Origin of the sequence: Ectopseudomonas toyotomiensis (assembly GCF_900115695.1) — a bacterium.
Lineage (GTDB): Bacteria > Pseudomonadota > Gammaproteobacteria > Pseudomonadales > Pseudomonadaceae > Aquipseudomonas > Aquipseudomonas toyotomiensis.
Map to the genome: position 1 here is coordinate 194,600 of NZ_FOXK01000009.1, position 22,624 is coordinate 217,223.

A 22,624-nucleotide genomic window follows, 5' to 3' on the forward strand; every position below is an offset into this window, starting at 1 on the left:
CGCAGGTAATGTCCACGATAGCAGAGAATATTGCAAAGGTCGGAGCGCGCATCCGTGAGGCGGCGCAAGCCTCGCAACGTAATTTGACGGATATCGGCCTGCTCGCGGTGAGCAAGACCAAACCGGCAGCGGCCATTCGTGAAGCTCATGCGGCTGGTTTGTGCGATTTTGGCGAGAACTACCTGCAGGAAGCGCTGGAAAAACAGGCCGAACTGAGTGATCTGCCCTTGATCTGGCATTTCATCGGCCCCATTCAGTCGAACAAGACCCGGCCTATCGCCGAGCATTTCGACTGGGTACATTCGGTGGATCGCCTGAAAATCGCCCAACGCCTCTCCGAGCAGCGCCCCGCCCACCTGCCGCCGCTGAATATCTGCCTGCAGGTCAACGTCAGCGCTGAGGACAGCAAATCCGGCTGCAGCCCGGAAGCGCTGCCAGAGCTGGCCAAGGCTGTAACCGCCCTGCCCAACCTGCACCTGCGTGGGCTGATGGCGATTCCCGAACCGACCGACGATATCGCGGCGCAACATGCTGCCTTCGCCCACTTGCGCCAATTGCGTGATGACCTGGCGCTGGACCTCGATACCTTGTCCATGGGCATGAGCCATGACCTGGAGGCCGCCATCGCTGAAGGTGCCACCTGGGTTCGCATCGGCACCGCCCTGTTCGGCGCCCGCGATTACGGCCAGCCCACTCACTGAATGAAGGATTTTCTGCAATGAGCAACCCGACCATCGCCTTCGTCGGCGCCGGCAACATGGCCGCCAGCCTGATTGGCGGCCTGCGCGCCCAGGGCGTCGCAGCCAGCGCCATCCGCGCCAGCGAGCCCGGCAGCGAACAACGCGCCCGCCTGCAACAGGAACACGGCATCGCCACCTTCGCGGATAACGGTGAAGCCATAAAAGGCGCCGACCTGATCGTGCTGGCGGTCAAACCACAGATCATGAAAGTGGTGTGCCTGGATCTGGCGCCACACCTGGCTCCCAATCAGGTGATCATCTCCATCGCCGCCGGCATCAGCTGCGCCAGCCTGGAAAACTGGCTGGGCCAGCGCCCAGTGGTGCGTTGCATGCCCAACACGCCGGCGCTATTGCGTCAGGGCGTTTCCGGCCTGTTCGCCAACGCCCGCGTCAGCGCCGCACAGAAAGCCCAGGCCGAACAGGTGCTGAGCGCCGTAGGCCTGGCCCTGTGGCTGGACGACGAAGCACAGCTCGATGCGGTGACCGCCGTCTCCGGCAGCGGCCCGGCCTACTTCTTCCTGCTGATCGAGGCCATGACCGCGGCCGGCGAACAACTCGGCCTGCCGCGCGAAACCGCCGCCCGCCTGAGCATTCACACCGCCCTGGGCGCCGCGCGCATGGCCAGCGAGAGCGATGTGGAGGCCGCCGAACTGCGCCGCCGTGTGACCTCGCCGAACGGAACCACCGAGGCGGCGATCAACACCTTCCAGGCCGGCGGCTTCGAAGCGCTGGTACAACAGGCACTGAACGCCGCCGCCAATCGATCGGCCGAACTGGCCGAACAACTGGGTCAATAAAGGAAGCACACATGTCCGGACTCATCGAAGCCCTGATCTACATCATCCAGACCCTCGGCAGCCTGTATCTGCTGATCGTCCTGCTGCGTTTCATCCTGCAACTGGTGCGCGCCGACTTCTACAACCCGTTGAGCCAGTTCATCGTCAAGGCCACGCAACCGCTGCTGACGCCCCTGCGCCGCGTCATTCCGGGATTCGCCGGGCTGGATCTGGCCTCGCTGGTGCTGGCCATCCTGGTGCAGCTGCTGCTGATGGTCATCACCCTGACGCTGATGGGCTACAACGTCGGCGGCTTCATCCTGCAACTGCTGGTGTGGTCACTGATCGGCGTGACCTCGCTGTTTCTCAAGGTGTTCTTCTTCGCCCTGATCATCAGCGTGATCCTGTCGTGGGTCGCCCCGGGCAGCTACAACCCCGGCGCGCAGCTGGTGAATCAGATCTGCGAGCCGCTGCTGGCGCCGTTCCGCAAGCTGCTGCCGAACCTCGGCGGCCTGGATATCTCGCCTATCTTCGCCTTCATCACCATCAATCTGATCGATCGCTTCGTGATTGGCGGCCTGGCGGCCTCCACCGGGCTGCCACCGATGCTCAGCCCCTTCCTCTGAGAGCCTGTTCAAAGGCTCGCGAGCTAGCGCGATGCAAGGCAAAAACAGGTGAGGAAGCGGAGTTTACGAATGATAAATGAGCATTCCGAGCCTGTTTTTAACGCAGCAAAGCCGACGCGCAGCAGACTTTGAGCAGGTTCTCGGCATGAGTTTCTACCGCTGGGATGGCGAAGACCTGATCCTCGACTGTCACCTGCAGCCCAAGGCGAGCAAGGACGAGTTCGCCGGGCTGCAGGGTGATCGGTTGAAGATCCGCCTCACCGCCCCACCGGTCGAGGGCAAGGCCAACGCCCATCTGCTGGCCTTTCTAGCCCAGGCGTTCGGCGTGGCCAAGAGCCAGGTGAGCCTGGAAAGCGGCGAACTCAATCGACACAAGCGCCTGCGCATCCGCACACCACGTAACCTGCCAGCGATTCCCGGCTTGCAGAACCCCTGATGACCATTCAGCCGCCATACCCGACCACAAGGCGGGACTGTATAAGCAGCCAATTGACGGCCGCCCTGTACCTCGCATAATGCAGGTTATTCCCGCGAATGCCGTGCTTCCTGGCGGCAACACCAACTGAACAATCACGCAGCCCCAGCAAGTGGATGAACTTGCCGAGAGGAGAGCCAGGATGAGCATGGAACGTCTCAGCCAGCAGGTTGACGCCTACGTCGCCTGGAAACGCGAACTGATGCGCGAGATCACGCGTTATCGCAGCTGGCTGGAACACAATCGGCTCAACTCCGAGGCCGTTCAGGCAAAACTCGAACGCGCGCTGAAGATCCTGCGTACCGATCACATCACCCTGGCCTTCGTCGGTGAGTTCTCACGCGGCAAGACCGAGCTGATCAACAGCCTGTTCTTCTCCGAATACGGCCAGCGCATGCTGCCTTCGCATGCCGGGCGTACCACCATGTGCCCCACCGAGCTGTTCTTCGACCCGCGCTCGGAACGCCCCTACATTCGTCTGTTGCCCATCGAGACGCGCACGGCCTCGGCCAGCGTCGCACAGTTCAAACGCATCCCGCGGCACTGGGTGAACATCCCGCTGGATACCAGCGACCCGGCCAATATGGCCCTGGCTTTCAGCCAGGTGGCCAAAACCAAATCCATGCCGGTGGAACAGGCGATCCAGCTCGGCTTCCACCCGGACATGCTCGAAGGCACCGGCAAACGTGGCCAGGTACTGGTGCCGGCCTGGCGCCATGCGATGGTCAACTTCGACCACCCGTTGCTGCGCCAGGGCCTGCGCATTCTCGATACCCCCGGGCTCAACGCCCTCGGTAGCGAGCCGGAGCTGACCCTGTCGATGCTGCCCAATGCCCAGGCGATCATCTTCCTGTTGGCCGCCGATACTGGCGTCACCGCCAGCGACATGAGCATCTGGCAGCAGCACATCCGGCAGCTCGACGAAGACGCCCAGACCAGCCTGTTCGCCGTGCTCAACAAGATCGACGTGCTGTGGGACGACCTGGCAGGCGAGACCTTCGTGCAGAACGCCATTGGCCAGATCCAGAGCGCCACCGCCAAGCAATTGGGCATCGCCAAGCAGGACGTACTGCCGCTGTCGGCCAAGCAGGCACTGTTGGCCAAGGTGCGCAGGGACGAAGAGCTGCTGGCACGCAGCCAGATGGCTGGTCTGGAAAACCTGCTGTGCGAGCGCATCGTCGCACAGAAGGAACGCCTGATCGAAGATAACGTGGTGCGTCAGGTGCTGGCGCTGGTGAACAACAGCCAACATGTGCTCAACCTGCGCCTGGAGAAAGTCAGTGAGCAGTTGGCCCTGCTCGGCAACCATCAACAGGACAACGGCCAGCTGCTGTTCGAGCTGACCGCCAAGACCAAGGAAGACCACAGCCTGCACCACAAACGCCTGCTCGGTCTGAAGACCAACCAGCGCCTGCTGCAGCGTCAGGGTCAGCTGCTGCGACACGCCGCACGCGCCGAACGCCTGGAGGAACACCTGAGCGAGGTGCGCCGCAATCTCACCGGCAGCTGGACCACCCTGGGCATCAACCAGGCCATCCTGCATTTCTTCCGCGCCATCGAACAGGATCTGCACAACCTGCAGCACGAAGCCGACATGGCCAACAAGATGGTTGCAGCCATCTATCGTCGACACAACGAAGACAATCCGCTGGGCGGGGTCGACGCGCCGCAGTTCAAGATCCAGCGTTATCTGCGTGAGCTGAAGAAACTGCAGGAAAAGGGCGACCAGTTCCGCCTGCACCTGAAGACTCTGCTCACCGAGCAGCGCAGCCTGACCCGACGCTTCTTCGCCACCCTGGCCCAGGAAGTGATCGGCCTGCACCAGCGCCTGCGCCTGGACGCCGAGCAATGGGCCGCCGATGCGCTGATGCCGCTGATGCAGCACACCCTGGAACACAAGCAGATGCTGGAAAGCCACATGCTGCGCCTCAAGGCGCTGGCCCAGGAAACCCAGCAGACGCGCAAACGCAGCCTGCAACTGGCGCGCTACCGGGAAGAGCTGGAACAGCAGCTGGCCCTGGCCAGCGACATGCTGCGCGTGCTGCGTCGTCCGGCACCGGTGCAGCGCCAGGGCAAGGTGGTCAGCCTACCGACGGCGGCGCGCCCACAAAGCCTGTAGAGCGGAGCGGGCGCCCAGCTCGCTTGCCGCTCGGGTCGGTGCTCTTTAGACTGGCGCCCTCCTCCGATTCATTAGCAGCGCCTCAATGCCCACTGCATTTCCCGAAGATTCCGTCGGCCTGGTCAGTCCCCAGGTGTTCCGCTTCAGCGAACCCTTGGCGCTGGCCTGCGGTCGCAGCCTGGCCGAGTACGAACTGGTCGTCGAGACCTATGGCGAACTGAACGCCGCGCGCAGCAATGCGGTGCTGATCTGCCATGCCCTGTCCGGCCATCATCACGCCGCCGGCTACCACAGCCCGGATGATCGCAAGCCCGGCTGGTGGGACAGCTGCATCGGCCCCGGCAAGCCCATCGACACCAACAAGTTCTTCGTCGTCAGCCTCAACAACCTCGGCGGCTGCAACGGCTCCACCGGCCCGAGCAGCGCCAACCCGGCCACCGGCAAGCCCTACGGCGCAGACTTTCCGGTAATGACGGTCGAAGACTGGGTGCACAGTCAGGCGCGTCTGGCCGATGTGCTCGGCATCGAGCAATGGGCGGCGGTGATCGGCGGCAGTCTCGGCGGCATGCAGGCCATGCAGTGGACCATCAGCTACCCCGAGCGTGTGCGTCACTGCCTGGCCATCGCCTCGGCGCCCAAGCTGTCGGCGCAGAACATCGCCTTCAACGAGGTGGCGCGCCAGGCGATTCTCACCGATCCGGAATTTCACGGTGGGCATTTCCAGGAACAGGGTGTGATCCCCAAGCGCGGGCTGATGCTGGCGCGCATGGTCGGCCACATCACCTACCTGTCCGACGACGCCATGGGCGAGAAATTCGGTCGCGGTCTGAAGAGCGAGAAGCTCAACTACGACTTCCACAGCGTCGAGTTCCAGGTGGAAAGCTACCTGCGCTATCAGGGCGAGGAATTCTCCGGCCGTTTCGACGCCAACACCTATCTGCTGATGACCAAGGCGCTGGACTACTTCGACCCTGCCGCTGCGCACGATGGTGATCTGGCCAAGACTCTGGCCGTGGCCAAGGCGGACTTCTGCGTGATGTCCTTCACCACTGACTGGCGCTTCTCTCCCGCCCGCTCGCGGGAGATCGTCGACGCCCTGACGGCGGCGAAGAAGAACGTCTGCTACCTGGAGATCGATGCGCCGCAGGGCCACGACGCCTTCCTCATGCCGATCCCGCGTTACCTGCAGGCATTCGGCAGCTATATGAAGCGAATCGAGGTATGAGCATGCGAGCGGATCTGGACATCATCCAGGAATGGATCGCCCCGGGCAGCCGTGTGCTCGACCTGGGCTGCGGCGACGGCGAGCTGCTCGCCTGGCTGCGCGACAACAAGCACGTGGCCGGCTACGGCCTGGAGATCGACCCGGACAAGATCGCCCTGTGCATCGAGCGCGGCGTCAACGTCATCGAGCAGAACCTCGACCTGGGCCTGGGCAACTTCGCCAGCAACAGCTTCGACGTGGTGGTCATGACCCAGTCGCTGCAAGCGCTACACTACCCGGACAAGGTGCTGGCCGAAATGCTGCGGGTCGGCAAGACTTGCATCATCACCTTCCCCAACTTCGGCCACTGGCGCTGCCGCTGGTACCTGACGACGAAAGGTCGCATGCCGGTGTCGGACTTCCTACCCTATACCTGGTACAACACCCCGAATATCCACTTCTGCACCTTCGAGGACTTCGAGCGTCTCTGTCACGCCCAGGGTGCCCGTGTGGAAGAACGCCTGGCGGTGGACCGTGACCATCGCCATGGCCTGGCAAGCCGCATCTGGCCCAACCTGCTGGGCGAGATCGGCATCTACCGCATCAGCGGCGCGGACCTCTCCGTCCACCGCGTCGCGGTCTGAACGAGGAGAACATCATGCGCCGCATCATCCCCTTCCTGATCGCCCTGTGCCTGGCCCTGCCGGCCGCCGCCGAGCGCAAGCAGAGCTTCGGCGAGCTCGACGTGCACTACAGCGTGTTCAACTCCAGCTTCCTGCAGCCGGACATCGCCAGCGCCGCCGGCCTGGTGCGCAGCAAGACCCAGGGCGTGGTCAACGTTGCAGTGCTCAAGGCCGGTAAGGCCAGCACCGCGCTGGTCAGCGGCCAGGTGAAGAACCTGCTGGGGCAGAGCACCGCGCTGACCTTCAGGCAGGTCACCGAGAGCGGCGCCATCTATTACCTGGCACAGTTCCCCTTCTCCAGCCGCGAGATTCTCAGCTTCACCCTCGACGTACGCCAGGGCGACAACACGCACCGCATCACCTTCAATCAGGAAATGTTCCCGGATGACTGACTTCAAGGAACTGGTGCTGGCCAGCCATAACGCCGGCAAGCTCAAAGAGTTGCAGGCCATGCTCGGCGATGCGGTGCGCGTGCGTTCCATCGGTGAGTTCAGCCAGGTCGAACCGGAAGAGACCGGCCTGTCGTTCGTCGAGAACGCCATCCTCAAGGCGCGCAACGCCGCGCGCATCTCCGGCCTGCCGGCGCTGGCCGACGACTCCGGCCTGGCGGTGGATTTCCTCGGCGGCGCTCCTGGCATCTACTCGGCGCGCTATGCCGATGGCCAGGGCGATGCGGCGAACAATGCCAAGCTGCTCGCCGCCCTGAAAGACGTGCCGGACGCCGAGCGTGGCGCCCAGTTCGTCTGTGCCCTGGCGCTGGTGCGACATGCCGACGATCCGCTGCCGATCCTCTGTGAAGGCCTGTGGCACGGCAGCATCCTGCACGAAGCCCTTGGCGAGCACGGCTTCGGCTACGACCCGCTGTTCTGGGTGCCGGAAACCGCCTGTTCCAGTGCCGAACTGCCGGCCGAGCAGAAGAACCGCCTCAGCCACCGTGCCCGCGCCATGGCCCTGCTCAAGCAGCGCCTGGGGCTGGCATGAGCGATACCACTGGCGGGAGTTTCCTGCTCCCGCCCCTCGCGCTCTATATCCATATCCCGTGGTGCGTGCGCAAATGCCCCTACTGCGACTTCAATTCCCATGCTGCCGGGCCGACGCTGCCTGAAGAAGAGTATGTAGACGCGCTGCTCGCTGACCTCGATGCCGACCTGCAGCACGTCCATGGCCGTCCACTGACCTCGATCTTCTTCGGCGGCGGCACCCCCAGCCTGTTTTCCGACCGCGCCCTGGGCCGTCTGCTGGAAGGCGTCGAACGGCGCGTGGCCTTCGCGCCGGATATCGAGATCACCCTGGAAGCCAACCCTGGCACCTTCGAACAGGCCAAGTTCAAGGGCTACCGGGCATTGGGCATCAATCGCCTGTCCATCGGCGTGCAGAGCTTCCAGCAGGCCAAGCTCAAGGCGCTGGGGCGTATCCACGATGGCGACGAGGCCATTCGCGCCGCCGATATGGCGCGCGCTGCCGGCTTCGACAACTTCAACCTCGACCTGATGCACGGTCTGCCGCAGCAAAGCATCGAAGACGCCCTGTTCGACCTGCGAACCGCCATCGCCCAGACTCCCACGCACCTGTCCTGGTACCAGCTGACGATGGAGCCGAACACGGTGTTCTGGAGCCAGCCGCCCGAGCTGCCCGAGGACGATCTGCTGTGGGACATCCAGGAAGCCGGCCAGGCGCTGCTTGCCGCCGAGGGCTACGCGCAGTACGAGGTGTCCGCCTACGCCCAGCCCGGCAAACAGGCGCGGCATAACCTCAACTACTGGACCTTCGGCGACTTTCTCGGCATCGGCGCTGGCGCTCACGCCAAGCTGAGCACACCCGCAGGGCGCATCCAGCGCACCTGGAAAACCCGCCTGCCGAAGGACTACCTCGACCCGGCCAAGGCATTTCAGGCCGGCGACCGCCTGCTGGAAGCCGACGAGTTGCCCTTCGAGTTTCTGATGAACGTGCTGCGCCTGACCGAAGGCGCGCCTGCCGAGCTGTTCAGCCAGCGCACCGGCCTGCCATTGCAGCAACTCGAACAGGCACGCCGCGAAGCCGAACGTCAGGGTCTGCTGCAAGCCGACGAAACTCGGCTGGTCGCCACGGCCAAGGGCCAGCTGTTTCTCAATGATCTGCTGCAGCAGTTCCTGGCCTAGGGTCTGTACGAAAAGTCGCCGAGCCAAGGTCAGGCGATACCGATGGCGGCCCCGCAAAAACAGGTGAGGAACGGACTGGGCTCGCACTCGAGTTTACGAGCTGTAAATGAGCATTACTCACTTCGTTCGCCCTCCGGGCCGCGCTGAAGCGCGTTAGCTGCAAGCAGCTTGCCGAACTCGTTTTTAACGAAGCATCACCGAGCACAGGCACTTTTCGGACAGAGCCTAGATCACCCCACAGCGCAACAAGAATCCGTTAGGCTTAGGCGCTTCGCTCGCGCAGCCCTGATGCCGCTGCGCTGACCGTTACGCCTGCCAAGGAGCCTGAATGGATCTGCTACTGGACCTGATCGTCACCCTCTCGCGCTGGAGCCGCAGCCACCTCGGCGATATCTCCCTGGCCATCATGGCCACCCTGCTGGTGCTGTTCGGCCCAGCCATCAACGCCTGGGTTCAACGCACCATCGGCAACCTCAATTTCGTCCTGCGTACTCTGCTGTTCGTGGTGTTCTGCGCGGTCGGCTACGGCCTGGCGATCGTCTTCCTCACACCCTGGCTGGCCAAGGGCCTGGCGCACTTCAACAACTACACACTGGCGCCGGTGCTGATCCTGATCTTCGTGGTGATCGGCATATTGGCCGACAGGAACTAGGGTGACCGCGGAGCGCCATTGCAGTTGCGGCAAGAAGAACTGATTTCCCTTGTAGGAGCGGTGTCAGCCATGGACATTGGCTTTCGCGGCTGAAGCCGCTCCGTATGGCGAGGGGCGAACCGCTGTTTCTACAGCACGAACTTGGACACTTCGCTACCGATCTGCCGGCCTAGCGCCTGCAGGTTGGAGGCTGCTGCCGAGGCGGCATGGCTGCTCTGCGACATCTGATCGCCCATGGCGCGGATGTTCTCGGTATTGCGGTTGACCTCCACGGTGACACAGGCCTGCTCTTCCGCCGCCGAGGCGATCTGCGCAGCCATGTCGTTGATCTGCCCGACCGCATCGGTGATCTGCTGCAACAGGTCACTGGCCGCCTGGGCATCAGTCACACTCTGCGAAGCCTTGGCTGCGGCGTTGTCCATCACCCCGACTGCCTGGCGGGTGGCGTCCTGCAGCACCTGGATCATCGCCTCGATCTCGCGGGTCGACTCATGGGTGCGCTTGGACAGCACGCGCACCTCGTCGGCCACCACCGAAAAACCACGGCCGTGCTCGCCGGCACGCGCCGCCTCGATGGCCGCGTTGAGGGCCAGCAGGTTGGTCTGGTCAGCGATGCTGGCGATGGTGGAGAGAATCGAGCTGATCTCGTTGGAGTGGCGGTGCAATTCATCGATGATGCGCCCGGCCCCTTCGACTTCTTCAGCCAGCAGGGCGATGGACTGCTGGCTGCGCTCCACCTGGCGGCGCCCTTCCACACTCAGGCTGACCGAATCCACGGCCTGACCGGAGGCGGTCTCGGCATTGTGCGAGATTTCCTGTGTGGCGGAAGCCATCTGCGTCACCGCAGTGGCCACCAGGTGCAGCTCGGACTGGTGCTGCTGCACGTGCTGGTTCTGCGCTTCAGCATCCTGCGCCACCTGTCCGGACTCGTTGCTCAGCGCCACGGCAACCTCGCGCAGGCGGGAAATGATGCCGTGCAGCTGCTCGATGAAGCGGTTGAAGCTGCTCGATAGCTGGCCAATCTCGTCATTGGAGTTGACCGGCAGGCGCTGGGTCAGGTCACCATTGCCTTCGGCGATGGCGTTGAGGTTGTGACGGATCTGCTCGAGATCACGGAACAGCACACGGCCCAGCAGAGCCAGCACCAGAATGGCGACGGCCAGCATGCCGGTACCGATGATCAACTGCACAGCGAGCTGCTCACGCACCGGCGCGAGCACTTTTGCCTCATCCATGACCATCACGAAAGTCCATCGGGTATTGGGGATCTCGACGGCGTACAGCAGGCTATCGGTGCCCGCCACCTCAGCCTCAGTGAGACGACGCTGTTGCACCAGGGCCTTGAGCTGCTCGTCAGCCAGCGCTGGCGAAAAGTCGGCTGCCGACTTGGTGCGCCACTCCTTGTCGGGGTGCGCGATCATCTGTCCGCTTTGATCGATCAACAGCGCGTAGCCTTCGCCAGGGATGCTCAACTTGCCGATGGTCTCGGTCAACGTATCGAGCGTCAGGTTGGCGCCGACCACGCCAATCAGCGTGCCGTTACGACGTGCCGGGTAGGCGATGGTCACCACGTAGGCGCCATCGGTGAGCGATACGTAAGGGTCGCTGATGAACACATCGTTGTTCTTCTCGGCGCCCTGATACCAGCCGCGCTGGCGCGGATCGTAGTTCTGCAGGATCACCGTCGGGTCATTCTGCAGCATCTGTCCATCGACGGTGCCGATGTAGGTGATATTGAAGGCGAAGGTCGCCCAGGTCTGCTGCAGCAGAATGTGCGGGGCGATCTGCGGCTGCTGCACCAGGCTGCCCGCAGTGGTCTTCACGGCGTTGATGCGGTCGTTCATCCAGTTGCCCAGGTTGACCGATATCGACTGGGCGAAGCCGTCGATATCCCGCCGCAGGGTGTCATTGACGGTCCGGTCCAGGGAAGAAACGCTCTGCCAGATCAGCACAATGCTGACCAGCGATAACAGCGCCGCCGCCGTCAGGGTGATTTTCAGGCGCAGCGGCCAATCCTTGATATTCATGCACAGGACTCCATCGATGTCAGGCTCGAGCAGACACCTGTCGTTGAAAGCCAGATCCGTGAGCAAGCGACGCAGCGCGGAAGCGCGAGCCCCTGAGCGGGCTTTCAGCACAGAGCGTTATCACCGGGATCTGGGAAGCGGTTATGGGGTTGCCCGGGAACCTGGCCAGTTCTGACGGGCACACGCAGGTAATAAGCGACCGCACGACGGAAAACGTGAAGCCGAAAGCGTGCAAAACCGCTTAAAAGCACTGAGCTAGAGGGGTCTCTTAACTACGGCGCTGGATCTACTGAGCACCTCGCTCAGGACTGCAGCCAGCTCAGCACGCGCTCAGCCAGTTGTTCGGGCGTGTGCCGGGTGGAATCCAGCCGCAGCAGCGGGCAGCCCAGATGGCGGGCCATCCAGGTTTCGTGCATAAGCAGGCTGCGTGTGTGCAGGTCCCCCTGCTCGTAGCCGGCGGCCCATTGCAGGAAAGCCAGGCTCTGCCCGTGCATGTCACCTCCTGGCAGAATGCGTTCAGCGTAGCGCTGCGCTTCACGCTGCCGCAGTCGGCGCATGCGCTCCCGGTCGTCCAGGCGCAGGAACAGGGCATGGCTGAACGAAGGGATCAGCGCCTCGCCCCAGCTGCACAGCGAACCACTGAGCACCCAGCTGGGCGCCTGTGCGCTACGCTCGCGGATCAGCCTGACGCGCTCCTCGGGCGGCCGCTTGTGCTGATAGGGCGGCTCGCTAGGCAGCCAGTAGAAATCGTCGGTATCCAGGTGCAGCCAGCCATTGCGCTCGGCCAGCGTGCGGGCCAGCGTGGTGGTGCCCGAGCCGGATGCCCCGAAGATATGTAACCGAACCTCCATGGATGTCCCTCTCCTCGAACAGGATTTCATCATGATTCGCCCCTACCATCCCACAGACAGCGACGCGCTACTCGACCTCTGGCTGAGGGCCTCCCTCCAGGCCCACGACTTCGTGCCGGAGACGTTCTGGTACGAGCAGCTACCCGCCATGCGCGAGCTTTATCTGCCGCAGGCCGAAACCCTGGTGCTGGAGGAACAGGGCCAAGTGCTCGGCTTCGCGTCGCTGCATGAACAGCGCCTGGCTGCGCTGTTCGTCAGCCCAGACGCGCAAGGCCGCGGTCTGGGTAGTCAGCTGCTGGACGAAGCCAAACGCAGGCGCAACCGCCTGGAACTCGGCGTCTACCGCGCCAACACCCGGGCAGTGGCCTTCTACCGGGCAGGCGGGTTCGTGACGCTGGACGAGACGCGCGACCCGCACACCGGCCAGCCGGAGCTGACGATGCGCTGGTCGCGCCAGTGACGACGGTTCAGTTACCTTCGCGGCGCAGCGCCTGCGGGGTGAAGTCGCGCGGAGTCAGCCTGGCGTTGAAGTCGTACATCTTCTCGTTGTTATCCAGGCCGTCAGCGAAGTAGCGGCCACCCTTGAGGTCGTAAATGGTCTCCAGGGTCGAGCCGAACATCGGCACGTCGTAGTAGCTGATCGGGTGGGCCTCCTGCAGACCGATCAGGTTGCCGTTGCGGTCATACAGGTCGACAGCGAGGATCTGCCAGCTGTCTTCATCCAGATAGAAGCGGCGTTTGCCATAGGGATGGCTGAAACCGGTACGCAGATCCGCCTCGACCACCCAGACGCGGTGCAGCTCGTAACGCAACAGCTCGGGGTTGATGTGCTTGGCCTGCAGGATATCGGCGTAGGGAATGCCGCGCTGGTGCACGGCATAGCTGTTGTAGGGCACCAGCATCTCGCGCTTGCCCAACAACTGCCACTCGTAGCGATCCGGCGCACCATTGTAGGAATCCACCTGGTCGGCGGTGGCCATGCCATTGGTGTCAGGCTGCAGGGTGTCGTAGGCAAGCATCGGCAGGCGGCGCACACGGCGCTCGCCACGGTTGAAACGCCAGGCCTTGCGAATCGCCAGCACCTGATCGAGGGTCTCCTGCACCACCAGCGCCGAGCCAGCCAGCTTGGCTGGAGCTACCACCTTGTACTTGTAATAGAACAGGGTGTTGTCCAGGTCCTGCGGGGCGACGCCGTCACGACCGTAGACGAAGTAGATGTCGCGTTCGAGCTTGAGCAGGTTGTAACTACCGTTGCTGAGCACCGCCGCCTGATTGGTGGCCATGCTGATCTGGTCGCCGCGATACCGCATGACGTGGTTCCAGATCGCCTCCTGGCCGTTCGCCGGCAGCGGGAACGGCACGCCGGAAGCAGCGCCCTGAACGCCATTGCCACCGGCAATCAGCTCGGCATTGAGGGCGTTGAAGCGAGTGGCGTCGTAGATGCGTTGTGGCGCGGCCGCACTGCGCCGGGTCGGGAATACGCGCAGATAGAAACTGGGGTTCTGCTGCAGCAGGGTCTTGAGGCCGACCGGCAGCTGCTGTTCGTACTGCGCCAGGTTCTGACTGTCGACCCGGTACAGCAGTTTGTCGTCAGCATAGGGATCAGGGTGATGCATGCCCGGCTGGTAATTGGCCGGCGGCGTGGCCAGGCCGCCCGTCCAGGCAGGGATGGTGCCACTGGCATTACCGGCACGCTCGCCACCAAGCGGTGTCAGCTCCTGCCCCAGACGCGCGGCCTGGCTGGCATCGACCTTGGCCTGGGCCTGAAACGCCAGGGCAGTCAGCAGAAGAAGGGAAACCGATCTCAACACAATGCTCTCCTCGCGGCGCCTGCAAGCGGTGCCGCTATTGTCCGCGCCCCTTGTAGGTGCGCTTGTCTTTGTTGTGTTCTGAGAGCCTGCTCACGGCCTCGCGAGCTAGAGCGATACAAGGCAAAAACAAGCGAGGAACGGCCGGGGTCGCGGGCGACTGTACTTTTGTACATGAGCATGACTCGCTTCGCTCTCCCCTTCGGGGCCGCACCAGAGGCGCGTTAGCCGCAAGCGGCTTTCCGAGCTTGTTTTTAACGCAGTAGCGCCGACGCGCAGCAGATCGTGAGCAGGTTCTGAGGTGAGGCGCCGTCCTGGCCGTCGGGTTATCCCGATCTGATCGTGCATCCTGCCGGTTCTAATCAAACGCTTGTCGCTGGGTGAGTCAGTCACTCCTGACGCTGGAACTTCAGATCCCACACGCCATGGCCGAGACGCTCGCCACGACGTTCGAACTTGGTCACCGGACGCTCCTCGGGACGCGGCACGTAGGTGCCATCGGCCGCCAGGTTGCGATAGCCCGGCGCGGCATTCATCACCTCGAGCATGTGCTCGGCGTAGTTCTCCCAGTCGGTGGCCATGTGCAGTACACCACCGACCTTCAGCTTGCTGCGCACCAGCTCGGCGAAAGCCGGCTGGACGATACGGCGCTTGTGGTGCCGCGATTTGTGCCAGGGGTCGGGGAAGAACAGCAGCACGCGATCGAGGCTGGCATCGGCTACGCAGTCACGCAGCACCTCCAGCGCATCGCAGCTGTACACGCGGATGTTGCTCAGATTCTGCGCCATCGCGCCGCTCAGCAACGCACCGACGCCGGGTTTGTGTACCTCGACGCCAATGAAATCCTGCTCGGGTGCGGCAGCAGCCATCTCCAGGGTGGAGTGGCCCATACCGAAACCGATCTCGAAGGTGCGCGGCGCACTGCGACCGAACACCTGGTCGAAATCGCGCAAGCCATCTTCCAGCTCCAGGCCGAACAGCGGCCAGCCCTTGTCGATGCCGCGCTGCTGGCCTTCGGTCATGCGCCCGGCGCGCATCACGAAGCTCTTGATGGTACGGCGCTGGCGACCGTCTTCGGTCAGTTCGGGCTGTTGGGTATCGGTCATGCTGGGCTCTTGTCGAGTGTTTTACGACTCTGCGGGCTGAAGCCCTGCATTCAACGCAGCAGGGCCGACGCGCAGCAAATCGTCATCCTTAGTTGATCAGGCCAGTCAGCGGCGACGACGCACTGGCATAAAGTTTCTTCGGCATGCGACCGGCCAGGTAGGCCAGGCGGCCAGCCTCGACGGCATGCTGCATGGCCCGCGCCATCAGCACCGGATTCTGCGCTTCGGCGATGGCGCTGTTCATCAGCACGGCCTCGCAACCCAGCTCCATGGCGATGGTGGCGTCGGAGGCAGTGCCCACACCGGCATCGACCAGCACCGGCACGTTCGATTCTTCGAGAATGATGCGCAGGTTGTACGGGTTGCAGATACCCAGGCCCGAGCCGATCAGGCCGGCCAGCGGCATCACCGCGATGCAGCCGATCTCGGCCAGTTGGCGGGCGATGATTGGATCGTCGCTGGTGTACACCATGACGTCGAAGCCGTCCTTGACCAGCACTTCGGCGGCCTTGATGGTTTCGATGACGTTGGGAAACAAGGTTTTCTGGTCGGCCAGCACTTCCAGCTTGACCAGGTTGTGACCATCGAGCAGCTCACGGGCCAGGCGGCAGGTGCGCACGGCCTCGACGGCGTCATAGCAACCGGCGGTGTTGGGCAGGATGGTGTACTGGTCCGGGCTGATCACGTCGAGCAGGTTCGGCTCACCCGGATTCTGGCCAATATTGGTGCGGCGCACCGCCACAGTGACGATCTCGGCGCCGGAGGCGGCGATGGCGTCACGGGTCTCGTCCATATCCTTGTACTTGCCGGTACCGACCAGCAGGCGCGACTGGAACGTACGACCGGCCAGGGTGAAGGGCTTGTCGCTGCGAACTTGGCTCATGGAATACTCCTCGTGAGGTCAACCGCCGCCGATGGCGTGCACCACTTCCACCTGATCGCCCTCGGCGAGCTGGGTGCTGTCGTGCTGGCTGCGTGGAACGATGTCCTGATTGAGCTCGACCGCCACACGGCGCCCGGTCAGATCGAGGCGAACCAACAGGTCGGCGACGCTCTGGTTATCCGGCAGTTCGAAGGGTTCACCATTCAACTGGATACGCATGACGACTCGGTCACAACTGGAAAGAGGGCCGGCATTCTAGCCCGTTAACTGGCCACGACCAAGGCTAAAAGGCGCCATTCGTCCTCATTTCTGACGCCAGGGTCAGGCCAGCTTCCAGGCGCTCAGACCCAGGCACAGCCAACCAACGAGGAAGGCGACGCCGCCGAAAGGCGTGATCATGCCGAGCTTGCCGATGCCGCTGAGGGTCAGCAGATAGAGGCTGCCTGAAAACAGCAGGATACCCAGGGTGAAGGTGCCACCCGCCAGGTTCACCAGCCGTCCAGGCGCATGCATCGCCAGCAGCCCGACGCCGAACAGGGCCAGCGCGTGAATCAACTGGTAATGCGTACCGGTCTGGAACACCGCCAGATATTCGGGCGTCAGCCTGTGCTTCAGGCCATGGGCCGCGAACGCGCCCAGAGCGACACCAGTGAAGCCGGTGAATGCGGACAACAGCAGCCAGAGACGGGCCATGGAAACTCCTGAATAAATCGATCTGGACGCAGTTTAACCACTGAGGCCGAAGGAAAAATGGTCGCTATTGTCACACCTGCGCCCAACCCTGTGGTTCCGCAGGAACTGACTCGGCACTTTTTTGCTGCCCGCCGTCCTTGGTTGCAATCCTTCGGGCCGTCGCAAAGCGACGTCAAAAAATTGCTCCCGGCATTTTTTTGTTTTAATAGCGCCTCATCTGATCGTTGCGAGACCCCATGCTCCGAGCCCTAACCCGCCGCCTGCTGAAACTGCTGCTCTGGCTGATCCTGGCCAGCGTGCTGCTGGTGCTTGCTCTGCGCTGGGTACCGCCGCCCGGTACAGCGCTGATGATCGAGCGCAAGATCGAATCCTGGAGCAGCGAACAACCCATTGAACTGAAGCGCCAGTGGCGCCCCTGGAAAGAACTGCCGGATCACCTGAAGATGGCGGTGATCGCCGCTGAAGACCAGAAATTCGCCGAGCATTGGGGCTTCGACGTCGGCGCGATTCAAGCGGCGCTGGCACACAACCAGAGCGGCGGCTCGCTCAGGGGCGCCAGCACCCTCAGCCAGCAGGTGGCGAAGAACCTGTTTCTCTGGTCCGGGCGCAGCTGGCTGCGCAAGGGCCTGGAAGCCTGGTTCACCGCGCTGATCGAGCTGCTTTGGCCGAAGGAGCGCATCCTCGAGGTGTACCTCAATAGCGTCGAGTGGGGTGATGGCATCTTCGGCGCCGAAGCGGCCGCACAGCATCACTTCGGTGTCGGCGCGCCCTACCTCAATCGCCAGCAGGCCAGCCAGCTGGCAGCGGTGCTACCCAACCCGCTGCGCTGGAGCGCCGGCCGACCGGACGCCTACGTCAATCGTCGCGCCGCATGGATACGTCAGCAGATGACGCAGCTGGGTGGCAGCCACTACCTCAACCAGCTCAAACCGCAGCGCCCCGATTGGTGGCCGCGCTGGCTGTAGAAACCGCCAGCTGACGCTGCCGCAGTCGGTGCGCACGGCGCACCCTACGGTCGGAACGCCGGACGGCGTAGGGTAAGGGATATTGATCAACGCGCTAGCGGTGAGGCGAGAACGCACGCTTGGGCACCGCATGCAACAACGCGACGTCGTCACCGCGCAGATGCACAGTGAGCCCCCATTGCGGATAGACCCAGGCCCGGCCTTCGGTCAGCTCCAATGTCAGGCGTGGCTGCCCGAGACTGGCGGCCAGGCGTTCGCTGGTCAGCGAATCGGGCGCTTGCAAACTGAGGCTGGAGATGGCAAACCCAGCCATCTGCTCGGCTAGCGACTCGCTCAGCGGCAAATCGGCATCACCCGCCTTCACCCCCTGCGCCGCCATCAGACTGTCGCGCTGCTCAAGGCTTAACCTCACCTCCGCCTCGAGCAACCACTCGCCCTCTTCCCCGTCGAGCGACGCACGATAGAAAAGCCGTGCGCCGTCCAGGCGCGGCGCCAGCCACAGCTCGCCTGGCGCCAACGCCCGTACCTCACGTAGCGTCAGCTCGTCTTCGGCCAACGGCTGCAGCAGCGCATCGCGCCACTGCTGCAGATTGGCCAGTGGATGCACCTCACCGCTGCGCATCAACCAGGCGCCCCAGGCGAAGAACAACACGGCCACAGCCACGAATACCAGCAAGTGCTGCGCTTTCAGAGGGGGTTTGTTCAAGGCTATTGCTCCAGACAGCAAAAAGCCGCACCAGGGTGCGGCTTTTCGGGGTAACGGCAGGCTCAGGCAGCAATACAGCCCTTGAGCTTGTTCATCGCGTTCTTCTCGAGCTGACGAATACGCTCGGCCGACACATTGTACTTGGCGGCCAGGTCGTGCAGCGTTGCCTTCTCCTCGGCCAGCCAGCGCTGGTAGAGGATGTCGCGGCTGCGCTCGTCCAGGCTTTCCAGCGCTTCGTGCAGGTTGCTGCTGGAACTGTCGCTCCAATCGGCATCCTCGAGCTGACGGGCCGGGTCGTAGCGGTGGTCTTCCAGGTAATGTGCAGGCGACTGGAAGGCGCTGTCGTCGTCAGCATCGGCTGCCGGGTCAAAGGCCATGTCCTGGCCGGTCAGACGACTTTCCATCTCGCGCACTTCGTGCGGCTCGACGCCCAGGCTTGCGGCCACAGCGGTGACTTCATCGTTGTTCAGCCAGGCCAGACGCTTCTTCTGGCTGCGCAGGTTGAAGAACAGTTTGCGCTGGGCCTTGGTGGTGGCCACTTTGACGATGCGCCAGTTCTTCAGGATGAACTCGTGGATCTCGGCACGGATCCAGTGCACGGCGAAGGACACCAGACGCACGCCCATTTCCGGGTTGAAGCGCTTGACTGCCTTCATCAGGCCGACGTTGCCTTCCTGGATCAGGTCGGCCTGGGCCAGACCATAACCGGAGTAGCTGCGCGCGATATGCACCACGAAACGCAGGTGAGCCAACACCATCTGGCGGGCGGCCTCGAGATCCTGCTGGTAGTAGAGATTTTCGGCCAGTTCACGCTCCTGCTCGGGCGTCAGCAGCGGAATGCTGTTGACCGCATGCACGTACGCTTCCAGGTTGGCGCCTGGAACCAGAGCATGAACAGGTTGCAAGGAAGTGGACATTCGAATCCTCCGATTCACGAAACTCGTGCAGTGTAGCACTGTGCTATCTGATGCAGGGCCTGTGGATAAGTTCCCTGAGAGATAGTCAATATCAACCAAAACAATGACTTGTCAGCTTGCGTTCAGCCTTGCCGAACAGCGCCCTAACGGGGTGCAAGTTCGTTCAGATGACGCGCCACTGCCAGCCAGGCGCCAATATAGCCCAACAGCACGGCGCCAAGCAGCAGCGAAAAACCGTCGGAAGAAGGTACGCCACCCAGCGCGAAATCGCTACCGTAAAGGCCGGCCAAACGTACTACAGCATCGTTCAACCAATCCAGCCCGAAGGCCAGCAGCAACCAGGCGAAGATGCCTGCGCCAAAACCGTACAACGCGCCCATATAAAGGAAGGGACGGCGTACATAGCCATCGGTTCCACCTACCAGCTTGATCACCTCGATCTCGGCACGGCGATTCTCGATGTGCAGGCGGATGGTATTACCGATCACCAGCAGCAGCGCCAGGATCAGCAGCAGGCTGAGGCCGAAGACAAAACGATCACCCAGTTTGAGAATGGCGGTCAGACGCTCGACCCAGACCAGATCGAGCTGCGCCTGCTCCACCTTGGGCAGCTCCGCCAGGCGCTGGCGCAGGGCCTCGAGCTTGGCCTTGTCGACTTCCTTCGGCGTCACCAGGACCACGCCCGGCAGCGGATTCTCCGGCAGCTCCTTGAGCGCCTGACCCAGACCCGACAGCTGCTGAAACTCTTCCAGTGCCTGTTCGCGGCTGATCCACTCGGCATCGGAGACATCATCCATCGCTGCGATCTGCTCGCGCAGCGCCTGGCCATCACGCTCGCCAGCGGACATGTCGAGGAACAGGGAGATCTGCGCCGCACGCTGCCAGGAACCGCCGAGCTTCTCGACGTTGTCCAGCAGCAGCGACAGGCCCATGGGCAGGCTCAGCGCCACGGCCATCACCAGGCAGGTGAAGAAGCTGCCGATGGGCTGGCGCGCCAGGCGGCGCAGGCTGTCGACCAGACTGGCACGATGACTTTCCAGCCAGGCATGGAACAGCGTGCGGAAATCCGGTTCGTCGGCCGGGCCGTCGACCACCTTGTTGCGCGGCGCGGCGCCGACACGTTCGGCCGGTTGCGGCGTGGGCATCTTCGATGCACTCATCAGGCAGCCTCCCCGTCACCGATCAGGCGACCGCGTTGCAGGGTGAGCATGCGCTGGCGCATGCGCGCGATCAGCGCCAGGTCGTGGCTGGCGATCAGCACTGTGGTGCCCAGCTGGTTGATGTCTTCGAACACCCCCATGATCTCGGCGGCCAGCCGCGGGTCGAGGTTACCGGTGGGCTCGTCTGCCAGCAGCAGGGCCGGCCGGTGAACGATGGCGCGGGCGATGCCGACGCGCTGTTGCTGACCGGTGGACAGATCGCCGGGCGACTGCGCCGCCTTGTCGCTGAGGCTGACGCGCTCCAGTGCGGCACCGACGCGTTTGCCGATTTCCGGCTTGGACAGGCCGAGAATCTGCAGCGGCAGCGCGACGTTGTCGTACACGGTGCGGTCGAACAGCAACTGGTGGTTCTGGAACACCACACCGATCTGTCGGCGCAGGAAAGGAATCTGCGCGTTGGTGATGGTCGACAGGTCCTGCCCGGCCAGCAACAGCTTGCCGCTGGTGGGCCGCTCCATCGCCAGTAGCAGACGCAGCAGCGTGCTCTTGCCGGCTCCGGAGTGACCAGTGACGAAGAGAAATTCGCCAGGGCGAACGCGGAAACTCAGTTCGTGCAGCCCGACATGGCCATTGGGGTATCGCTTGGCGACCTGCTCGAATCGGATCATCCGCGCTCACGCTCCTCGAAGAGTGCCTGGACGAAGGCTTGCGCCTCGAACGGGCGCAGATCATCGATACCCTCACCCACGCCGATATAGCGAATCGGCAAGCCGAACTGCTTGGCCAGGGCGAAGATGACGCCGCCTTTGGCGGTGCCATCGAGTTTGGTCAGTGCCAGACCGGTGAGGTTCACGGTCTGGTTGAACTGCTTGGCCTGGTTGATGGCGTTCTGCCCGGTGCCGGCATCGAGTACCAGCAGTACTTCATGCGGCGCGGTTTCGTCCAGTTTGCCAATCACCCGACGGACCTTCTTCAGCTCTTCCATCAGGTTGTCTTTGGTGTGCAGGCGTCCGGCGGTGTCGGCGATCAGCACGTCGATGCCACGCGACTTGGCGGCCTGCACTGCATCGAAGATCACCGAGGCCGAATCGGCACCGGTGTGCTGAGCGATGACCGCGATGTTGTTGCGCTCACCCCAGACCTGCAGCTGCTCCACCGCAGCGGCGCGGAAGGTGTCGCCAGCGGCGAGCATGACCTTCTTGCCTTCGAGCTGCAGCTTCTTGGCCAGCTTGCCGATGGTGGTGGTCTTGCCCACGCCATTCACGCCTACGACGAGAATCACGTAAGGCTGTTTGGCAGTGTCGATGACCAGCGACTGCTCGACCGGCTTGAGCAGGGTCACCAGTTCTTCCTGCAGCGCCTTGTACAGGGCACCGCTGTCGGCCAGTTCCTTGCGCGCGACGCGCTTGGTCAGGTTGCCGATGATCGCGGTGGTCGCCTCGACGCCAACGTCGGCGGTCAGCAGGCGGGTTTCCAGATCGTCGAGCAGGTCATCGTCGATGGCCTTCTTGCCGAGGAACAGGCTGGCCATGCCCTCGCCGAGGCTGGCGCTGGTCTTCGATAGGCCTTGCTTGAGGCGGGCGAAGAAGCTCGGTTTTTCCTGAGTGGCTGGCGCAGCAACGGGAGCTGACGCAGCAACCTCGGGCAAAGCTTCGACGACAGGCTCAGGCACGAGCGGCGGCGGCTCAACGACAACTGGGGCGGCAACCAGCGGCTCAGGCTGTGGTGCTGGAGCAGGCGCGACCTCGGCCACCTCCGGCTCGACTACCGGCAAGGCTTCCGGCGCAGGCTCAGGCGTCGAAGGCTCCTCGGCAGGCGCCTGAGTAGCAGGTTGTTCGAAGGGCGCGGGCTGAGCAGGCTCGGCAGCGGCCTCTGCCGGTTTCTTGCGCCACCAGCTGAACAGGGATTTCTTTTCTTCGGTCACAGGCGGGGTCTGCGCGCCAGCCTCGGCCGGCGACTTCTTGTCGTCATTGGAACCAAACATGGGTCGCTTGCATCTCAGGGGAGCGAACGCTAACAGGCTGTAAAGCCTTGCCGCGCCGCCCCGGAAAAGGATGGGGTATCCTAGCACCTCTTCGCCCGTCGGCGGTACGAC

25 protein-coding genes are annotated in these 22,624 nt (G+C 63.3%); 13 read left to right on the forward strand and 12 right to left on the reverse strand.

Annotation, left to right across the window (positions count from 1 at the left end; all coding sequences use genetic code 11):
• Nucleotides 1–8 precede the first annotated feature (8 nt).
• From BM186_RS19035 to BM186_RS19085, 11 genes are all read left to right on the forward strand, one after another.
• Nucleotides 9–701: a YggS family pyridoxal phosphate-dependent enzyme gene (locus BM186_RS19035; RefSeq protein ID WP_074917423.1), complete on the forward strand. Its 693-nt coding sequence runs from the start codon at nucleotides 9–11 to the stop codon at nucleotides 699–701.
• Between the two features lie 17 nt (nucleotides 702–718).
• Nucleotides 719–1,537, forward strand: coding sequence for a pyrroline-5-carboxylate reductase (gene proC / locus BM186_RS19040; RefSeq protein ID WP_074917424.1), 819 nt, complete (start codon nucleotides 719–721; stop codon nucleotides 1,535–1,537).
• Between the two features lie 11 nt (nucleotides 1,538–1,548).
• Nucleotides 1,549–2,142: a YggT family protein gene (locus BM186_RS19045; RefSeq protein ID WP_074917427.1), complete on the forward strand. Its 594-nt coding sequence runs from the start codon at nucleotides 1,549–1,551 to the stop codon at nucleotides 2,140–2,142.
• Nucleotides 2,143–2,287: 145 nt separating this feature from the next.
• A complete protein-coding gene (locus BM186_RS19050; RefSeq protein ID WP_074917609.1) occupies nucleotides 2,288–2,578 on the forward strand; it encodes a DUF167 domain-containing protein in 291 nt (96 codons plus the stop codon).
• Nucleotides 2,579–2,759: 181 nt separating this feature from the next.
• On the forward strand, nucleotides 2,760–4,736 hold the full coding sequence (locus tag BM186_RS19055; RefSeq protein ID WP_074917429.1) for a dynamin-like GTPase family protein: 1,977 nt from the start codon (nucleotides 2,760–2,762) through the stop codon (nucleotides 4,734–4,736).
• A gap of 85 nt (nucleotides 4,737–4,821) precedes the next feature.
• On the forward strand, nucleotides 4,822–5,961 hold the full coding sequence (gene metX, locus BM186_RS19060; protein ID WP_074917431.1) for a homoserine O-succinyltransferase MetX: 1,140 nt from the start codon (nucleotides 4,822–4,824) through the stop codon (nucleotides 5,959–5,961).
• 2 nt (nucleotides 5,962–5,963) lie between these two features.
• Nucleotides 5,964–6,584 (forward strand): methionine biosynthesis protein MetW, encoded by a 621-nt coding sequence (gene metW, locus BM186_RS19065; protein ID WP_241519878.1) that lies wholly within the window; start codon nucleotides 5,964–5,966, stop codon nucleotides 6,582–6,584.
• Between the two features lie 14 nt (nucleotides 6,585–6,598).
• The gene (locus BM186_RS19070; protein WP_074917435.1) at nucleotides 6,599–7,015 is read left to right on the forward strand and encodes a DUF4426 domain-containing protein; all 417 of its coding nucleotides are present in this window, start codon (nucleotides 6,599–6,601) and stop codon (nucleotides 7,013–7,015) included.
• Nucleotides 7,008–7,604, forward strand: coding sequence for an RdgB/HAM1 family non-canonical purine NTP pyrophosphatase (rdgB, locus tag BM186_RS19075; RefSeq protein ID WP_074917437.1), 597 nt, complete (start codon nucleotides 7,008–7,010; stop codon nucleotides 7,602–7,604). Before BM186_RS19070 ends, rdgB begins: the two co-directional genes overlap by 8 nt.
• A complete protein-coding gene (gene hemW / locus BM186_RS19080; RefSeq protein ID WP_074917439.1) occupies nucleotides 7,601–8,761 on the forward strand; it encodes a radical SAM family heme chaperone HemW in 1,161 nt (386 codons plus the stop codon). The genes rdgB and hemW overlap by 4 nt, the downstream gene beginning before the upstream one ends.
• A 328-nt stretch (nucleotides 8,762–9,089) precedes the next feature.
• Entirely contained in the window at nucleotides 9,090–9,413 is a 324-nt protein-coding gene (locus BM186_RS19085) for a DUF3392 domain-containing protein (protein WP_017675845.1), read from the forward strand.
• Between the two features lie 128 nt (nucleotides 9,414–9,541).
• Here BM186_RS19085 and BM186_RS19090 read toward each other — a convergent pair whose 3' ends face one another.
• Both BM186_RS19090 and BM186_RS19095 read right to left on the reverse strand, forming a co-directional pair.
• Nucleotides 9,542–11,440: a methyl-accepting chemotaxis protein gene (locus tag BM186_RS19090; RefSeq protein ID WP_072424909.1), complete on the reverse strand. Its 1,899-nt coding sequence runs from the start codon at nucleotides 11,438–11,440 to the stop codon at nucleotides 9,542–9,544.
• Between the two features lie 302 nt (nucleotides 11,441–11,742).
• A complete protein-coding gene (locus BM186_RS19095) occupies nucleotides 11,743–12,291 on the reverse strand; it encodes an AAA family ATPase (protein WP_074917441.1) in 549 nt (182 codons plus the stop codon).
• On the opposite strand from BM186_RS19095, the gene BM186_RS19100 reads away from it, so the two are divergent.
• Complete coding sequence (locus BM186_RS19100; RefSeq protein WP_079782570.1) at nucleotides 12,290–12,751, forward strand: N-acetyltransferase; 462 nt, start codon at nucleotides 12,290–12,292, stop codon at nucleotides 12,749–12,751. The two genes, BM186_RS19095 and BM186_RS19100, sit on opposite strands and share 2 nt — an antisense overlap.
• 7 nt (nucleotides 12,752–12,758) lie before the next feature.
• Here the strand turns inward: BM186_RS19100 and BM186_RS19105 are convergent, their stop codons facing one another.
• From BM186_RS19105 to BM186_RS19125, 5 genes are all read right to left on the reverse strand, one after another.
• Complete coding sequence (locus tag BM186_RS19105) at nucleotides 12,759–14,102, reverse strand: DUF1329 domain-containing protein (protein WP_074917443.1); 1,344 nt, start codon at nucleotides 14,100–14,102, stop codon at nucleotides 12,759–12,761.
• Nucleotides 14,103–14,488: 386 nt separating this feature from the next.
• Nucleotides 14,489–15,205 carry a tRNA (guanosine(46)-N7)-methyltransferase TrmB gene (gene trmB / locus BM186_RS19110; protein ID WP_074917445.1) on the reverse strand — a complete coding sequence of 239 codons (717 nt, stop codon included), beginning with the start codon at nucleotides 15,203–15,205 and terminating at the stop codon, nucleotides 14,489–14,491.
• Between the two features lie 88 nt (nucleotides 15,206–15,293).
• Nucleotides 15,294–16,088 (reverse strand): thiazole synthase, encoded by a 795-nt coding sequence (locus tag BM186_RS19115; protein ID WP_072424905.1) that lies wholly within the window; start codon nucleotides 16,086–16,088, stop codon nucleotides 15,294–15,296.
• Nucleotides 16,089–16,106: 18 nt separating this feature from the next.
• A complete protein-coding gene (thiS, locus tag BM186_RS19120) occupies nucleotides 16,107–16,307 on the reverse strand; it encodes a sulfur carrier protein ThiS (protein WP_061240208.1) in 201 nt (66 codons plus the stop codon).
• Nucleotides 16,308–16,409: 102 nt separating this feature from the next.
• Complete coding sequence (locus BM186_RS19125; RefSeq protein ID WP_074917447.1) at nucleotides 16,410–16,781, reverse strand: DUF423 domain-containing protein; 372 nt, start codon at nucleotides 16,779–16,781, stop codon at nucleotides 16,410–16,412.
• Nucleotides 16,782–17,017: 236 nt separating this feature from the next.
• Between BM186_RS19125 and mtgA the strand changes: the two genes are divergently transcribed.
• Nucleotides 17,018–17,746 carry a monofunctional biosynthetic peptidoglycan transglycosylase gene (gene mtgA, locus BM186_RS19130; protein ID WP_074917449.1) on the forward strand — a complete coding sequence of 243 codons (729 nt, stop codon included), beginning with the start codon at nucleotides 17,018–17,020 and terminating at the stop codon, nucleotides 17,744–17,746.
• Nucleotides 17,747–17,840: 94 nt separating this feature from the next.
• Here the strand turns inward: mtgA and BM186_RS19135 are convergent, their stop codons facing one another.
• From BM186_RS19135 to ftsY, 5 genes are all read right to left on the reverse strand, one after another.
• Nucleotides 17,841–18,452, reverse strand: a complete 612-nt coding sequence (locus tag BM186_RS19135; RefSeq protein WP_074917451.1) for a hypothetical protein — start codon at nucleotides 18,450–18,452, stop codon at nucleotides 17,841–17,843.
• Nucleotides 18,453–18,514: 62 nt separating this feature from the next.
• Nucleotides 18,515–19,369: an RNA polymerase sigma factor RpoH gene (gene rpoH, locus BM186_RS19140; protein WP_072424901.1), complete on the reverse strand. Its 855-nt coding sequence runs from the start codon at nucleotides 19,367–19,369 to the stop codon at nucleotides 18,515–18,517.
• 143 nt (nucleotides 19,370–19,512) lie between these two features.
• On the reverse strand, nucleotides 19,513–20,529 hold the full coding sequence (ftsX, locus tag BM186_RS19145; RefSeq protein ID WP_017675857.1) for a permease-like cell division protein FtsX: 1,017 nt from the start codon (nucleotides 20,527–20,529) through the stop codon (nucleotides 19,513–19,515).
• Nucleotides 20,529–21,197 carry a cell division ATP-binding protein FtsE gene (gene ftsE / locus BM186_RS19150; RefSeq protein ID WP_017675858.1) on the reverse strand — a complete coding sequence of 223 codons (669 nt, stop codon included), beginning with the start codon at nucleotides 21,195–21,197 and terminating at the stop codon, nucleotides 20,529–20,531. The genes ftsX and ftsE overlap by 1 nt, the downstream gene beginning before the upstream one ends.
• Nucleotides 21,194–22,513 carry a signal recognition particle-docking protein FtsY gene (gene ftsY, locus BM186_RS19155; protein ID WP_074917453.1) on the reverse strand — a complete coding sequence of 440 codons (1,320 nt, stop codon included), beginning with the start codon at nucleotides 22,511–22,513 and terminating at the stop codon, nucleotides 21,194–21,196. Before ftsY ends, ftsE begins: the two co-directional genes overlap by 4 nt.
• Between the last annotated feature and the right edge of the window lie 111 nt (nucleotides 22,514–22,624).

Coding starts and splice junctions, on each gene's coding strand:
- BM186_RS19035 (WP_074917423.1), top strand. CDS start 9: ATGTCCACGATAGCAGAGAATATTGCAAAGGTCGGAGCGCGCATCCGT.
- thiS (WP_061240208.1), bottom strand. CDS start 16,307: ATGCGTATCCAGTTGAATGGTGAACCCTTCGAACTGCCGGATAACCAG.
- trmB (WP_074917445.1), bottom strand. CDS start 15,205: ATGACCGATACCCAACAGCCCGAACTGACCGAAGACGGTCGCCAGCGC.
- BM186_RS19050 (WP_074917609.1), top strand. CDS start 2,288: ATGAGTTTCTACCGCTGGGATGGCGAAGACCTGATCCTCGACTGTCAC.
- BM186_RS19085 (WP_017675845.1), top strand. CDS start 9,090: ATGGATCTGCTACTGGACCTGATCGTCACCCTCTCGCGCTGGAGCCGC.
- rpoH (WP_072424901.1), bottom strand. CDS start 19,369: ATGTCCACTTCCTTGCAACCTGTTCATGCTCTGGTTCCAGGCGCCAAC.
- ftsE (WP_017675858.1), bottom strand. CDS start 21,197: ATGATCCGATTCGAGCAGGTCGCCAAGCGATACCCCAATGGCCATGTC.
- BM186_RS19095 (WP_074917441.1), bottom strand. CDS start 12,291: ATGGAGGTTCGGTTACATATCTTCGGGGCATCCGGCTCGGGCACCACC.
- BM186_RS19100 (WP_079782570.1), top strand. CDS start 12,290: ATGGATGTCCCTCTCCTCGAACAGGATTTCATCATGATTCGCCCCTAC.
- BM186_RS19115 (WP_072424905.1), bottom strand. CDS start 16,088: ATGAGCCAAGTTCGCAGCGACAAGCCCTTCACCCTGGCCGGTCGTACG.
- BM186_RS19090 (WP_072424909.1), bottom strand. CDS start 11,440: ATGAATATCAAGGATTGGCCGCTGCGCCTGAAAATCACCCTGACGGCG.
- ftsX (WP_017675857.1), bottom strand. CDS start 20,529: ATGAGTGCATCGAAGATGCCCACGCCGCAACCGGCCGAACGTGTCGGC.
- proC (WP_074917424.1), top strand. CDS start 719: ATGAGCAACCCGACCATCGCCTTCGTCGGCGCCGGCAACATGGCCGCC.
- rdgB (WP_074917437.1), top strand. CDS start 7,008: ATGACTGACTTCAAGGAACTGGTGCTGGCCAGCCATAACGCCGGCAAG.
- BM186_RS19045 (WP_074917427.1), top strand. CDS start 1,549: ATGTCCGGACTCATCGAAGCCCTGATCTACATCATCCAGACCCTCGGC.
- BM186_RS19125 (WP_074917447.1), bottom strand. CDS start 16,781: ATGGCCCGTCTCTGGCTGCTGTTGTCCGCATTCACCGGCTTCACTGGT.
- metW (WP_241519878.1), top strand. CDS start 5,964: ATGCGAGCGGATCTGGACATCATCCAGGAATGGATCGCCCCGGGCAGC.
- metX (WP_074917431.1), top strand. CDS start 4,822: ATGCCCACTGCATTTCCCGAAGATTCCGTCGGCCTGGTCAGTCCCCAG.
- BM186_RS19055 (WP_074917429.1), top strand. CDS start 2,760: ATGAGCATGGAACGTCTCAGCCAGCAGGTTGACGCCTACGTCGCCTGG.
- ftsY (WP_074917453.1), bottom strand. CDS start 22,513: ATGTTTGGTTCCAATGACGACAAGAAGTCGCCGGCCGAGGCTGGCGCG.
- BM186_RS19070 (WP_074917435.1), top strand. CDS start 6,599: ATGCGCCGCATCATCCCCTTCCTGATCGCCCTGTGCCTGGCCCTGCCG.
- mtgA (WP_074917449.1), top strand. CDS start 17,018: ATGCTCCGAGCCCTAACCCGCCGCCTGCTGAAACTGCTGCTCTGGCTG.
- hemW (WP_074917439.1), top strand. CDS start 7,601: ATGAGCGATACCACTGGCGGGAGTTTCCTGCTCCCGCCCCTCGCGCTC.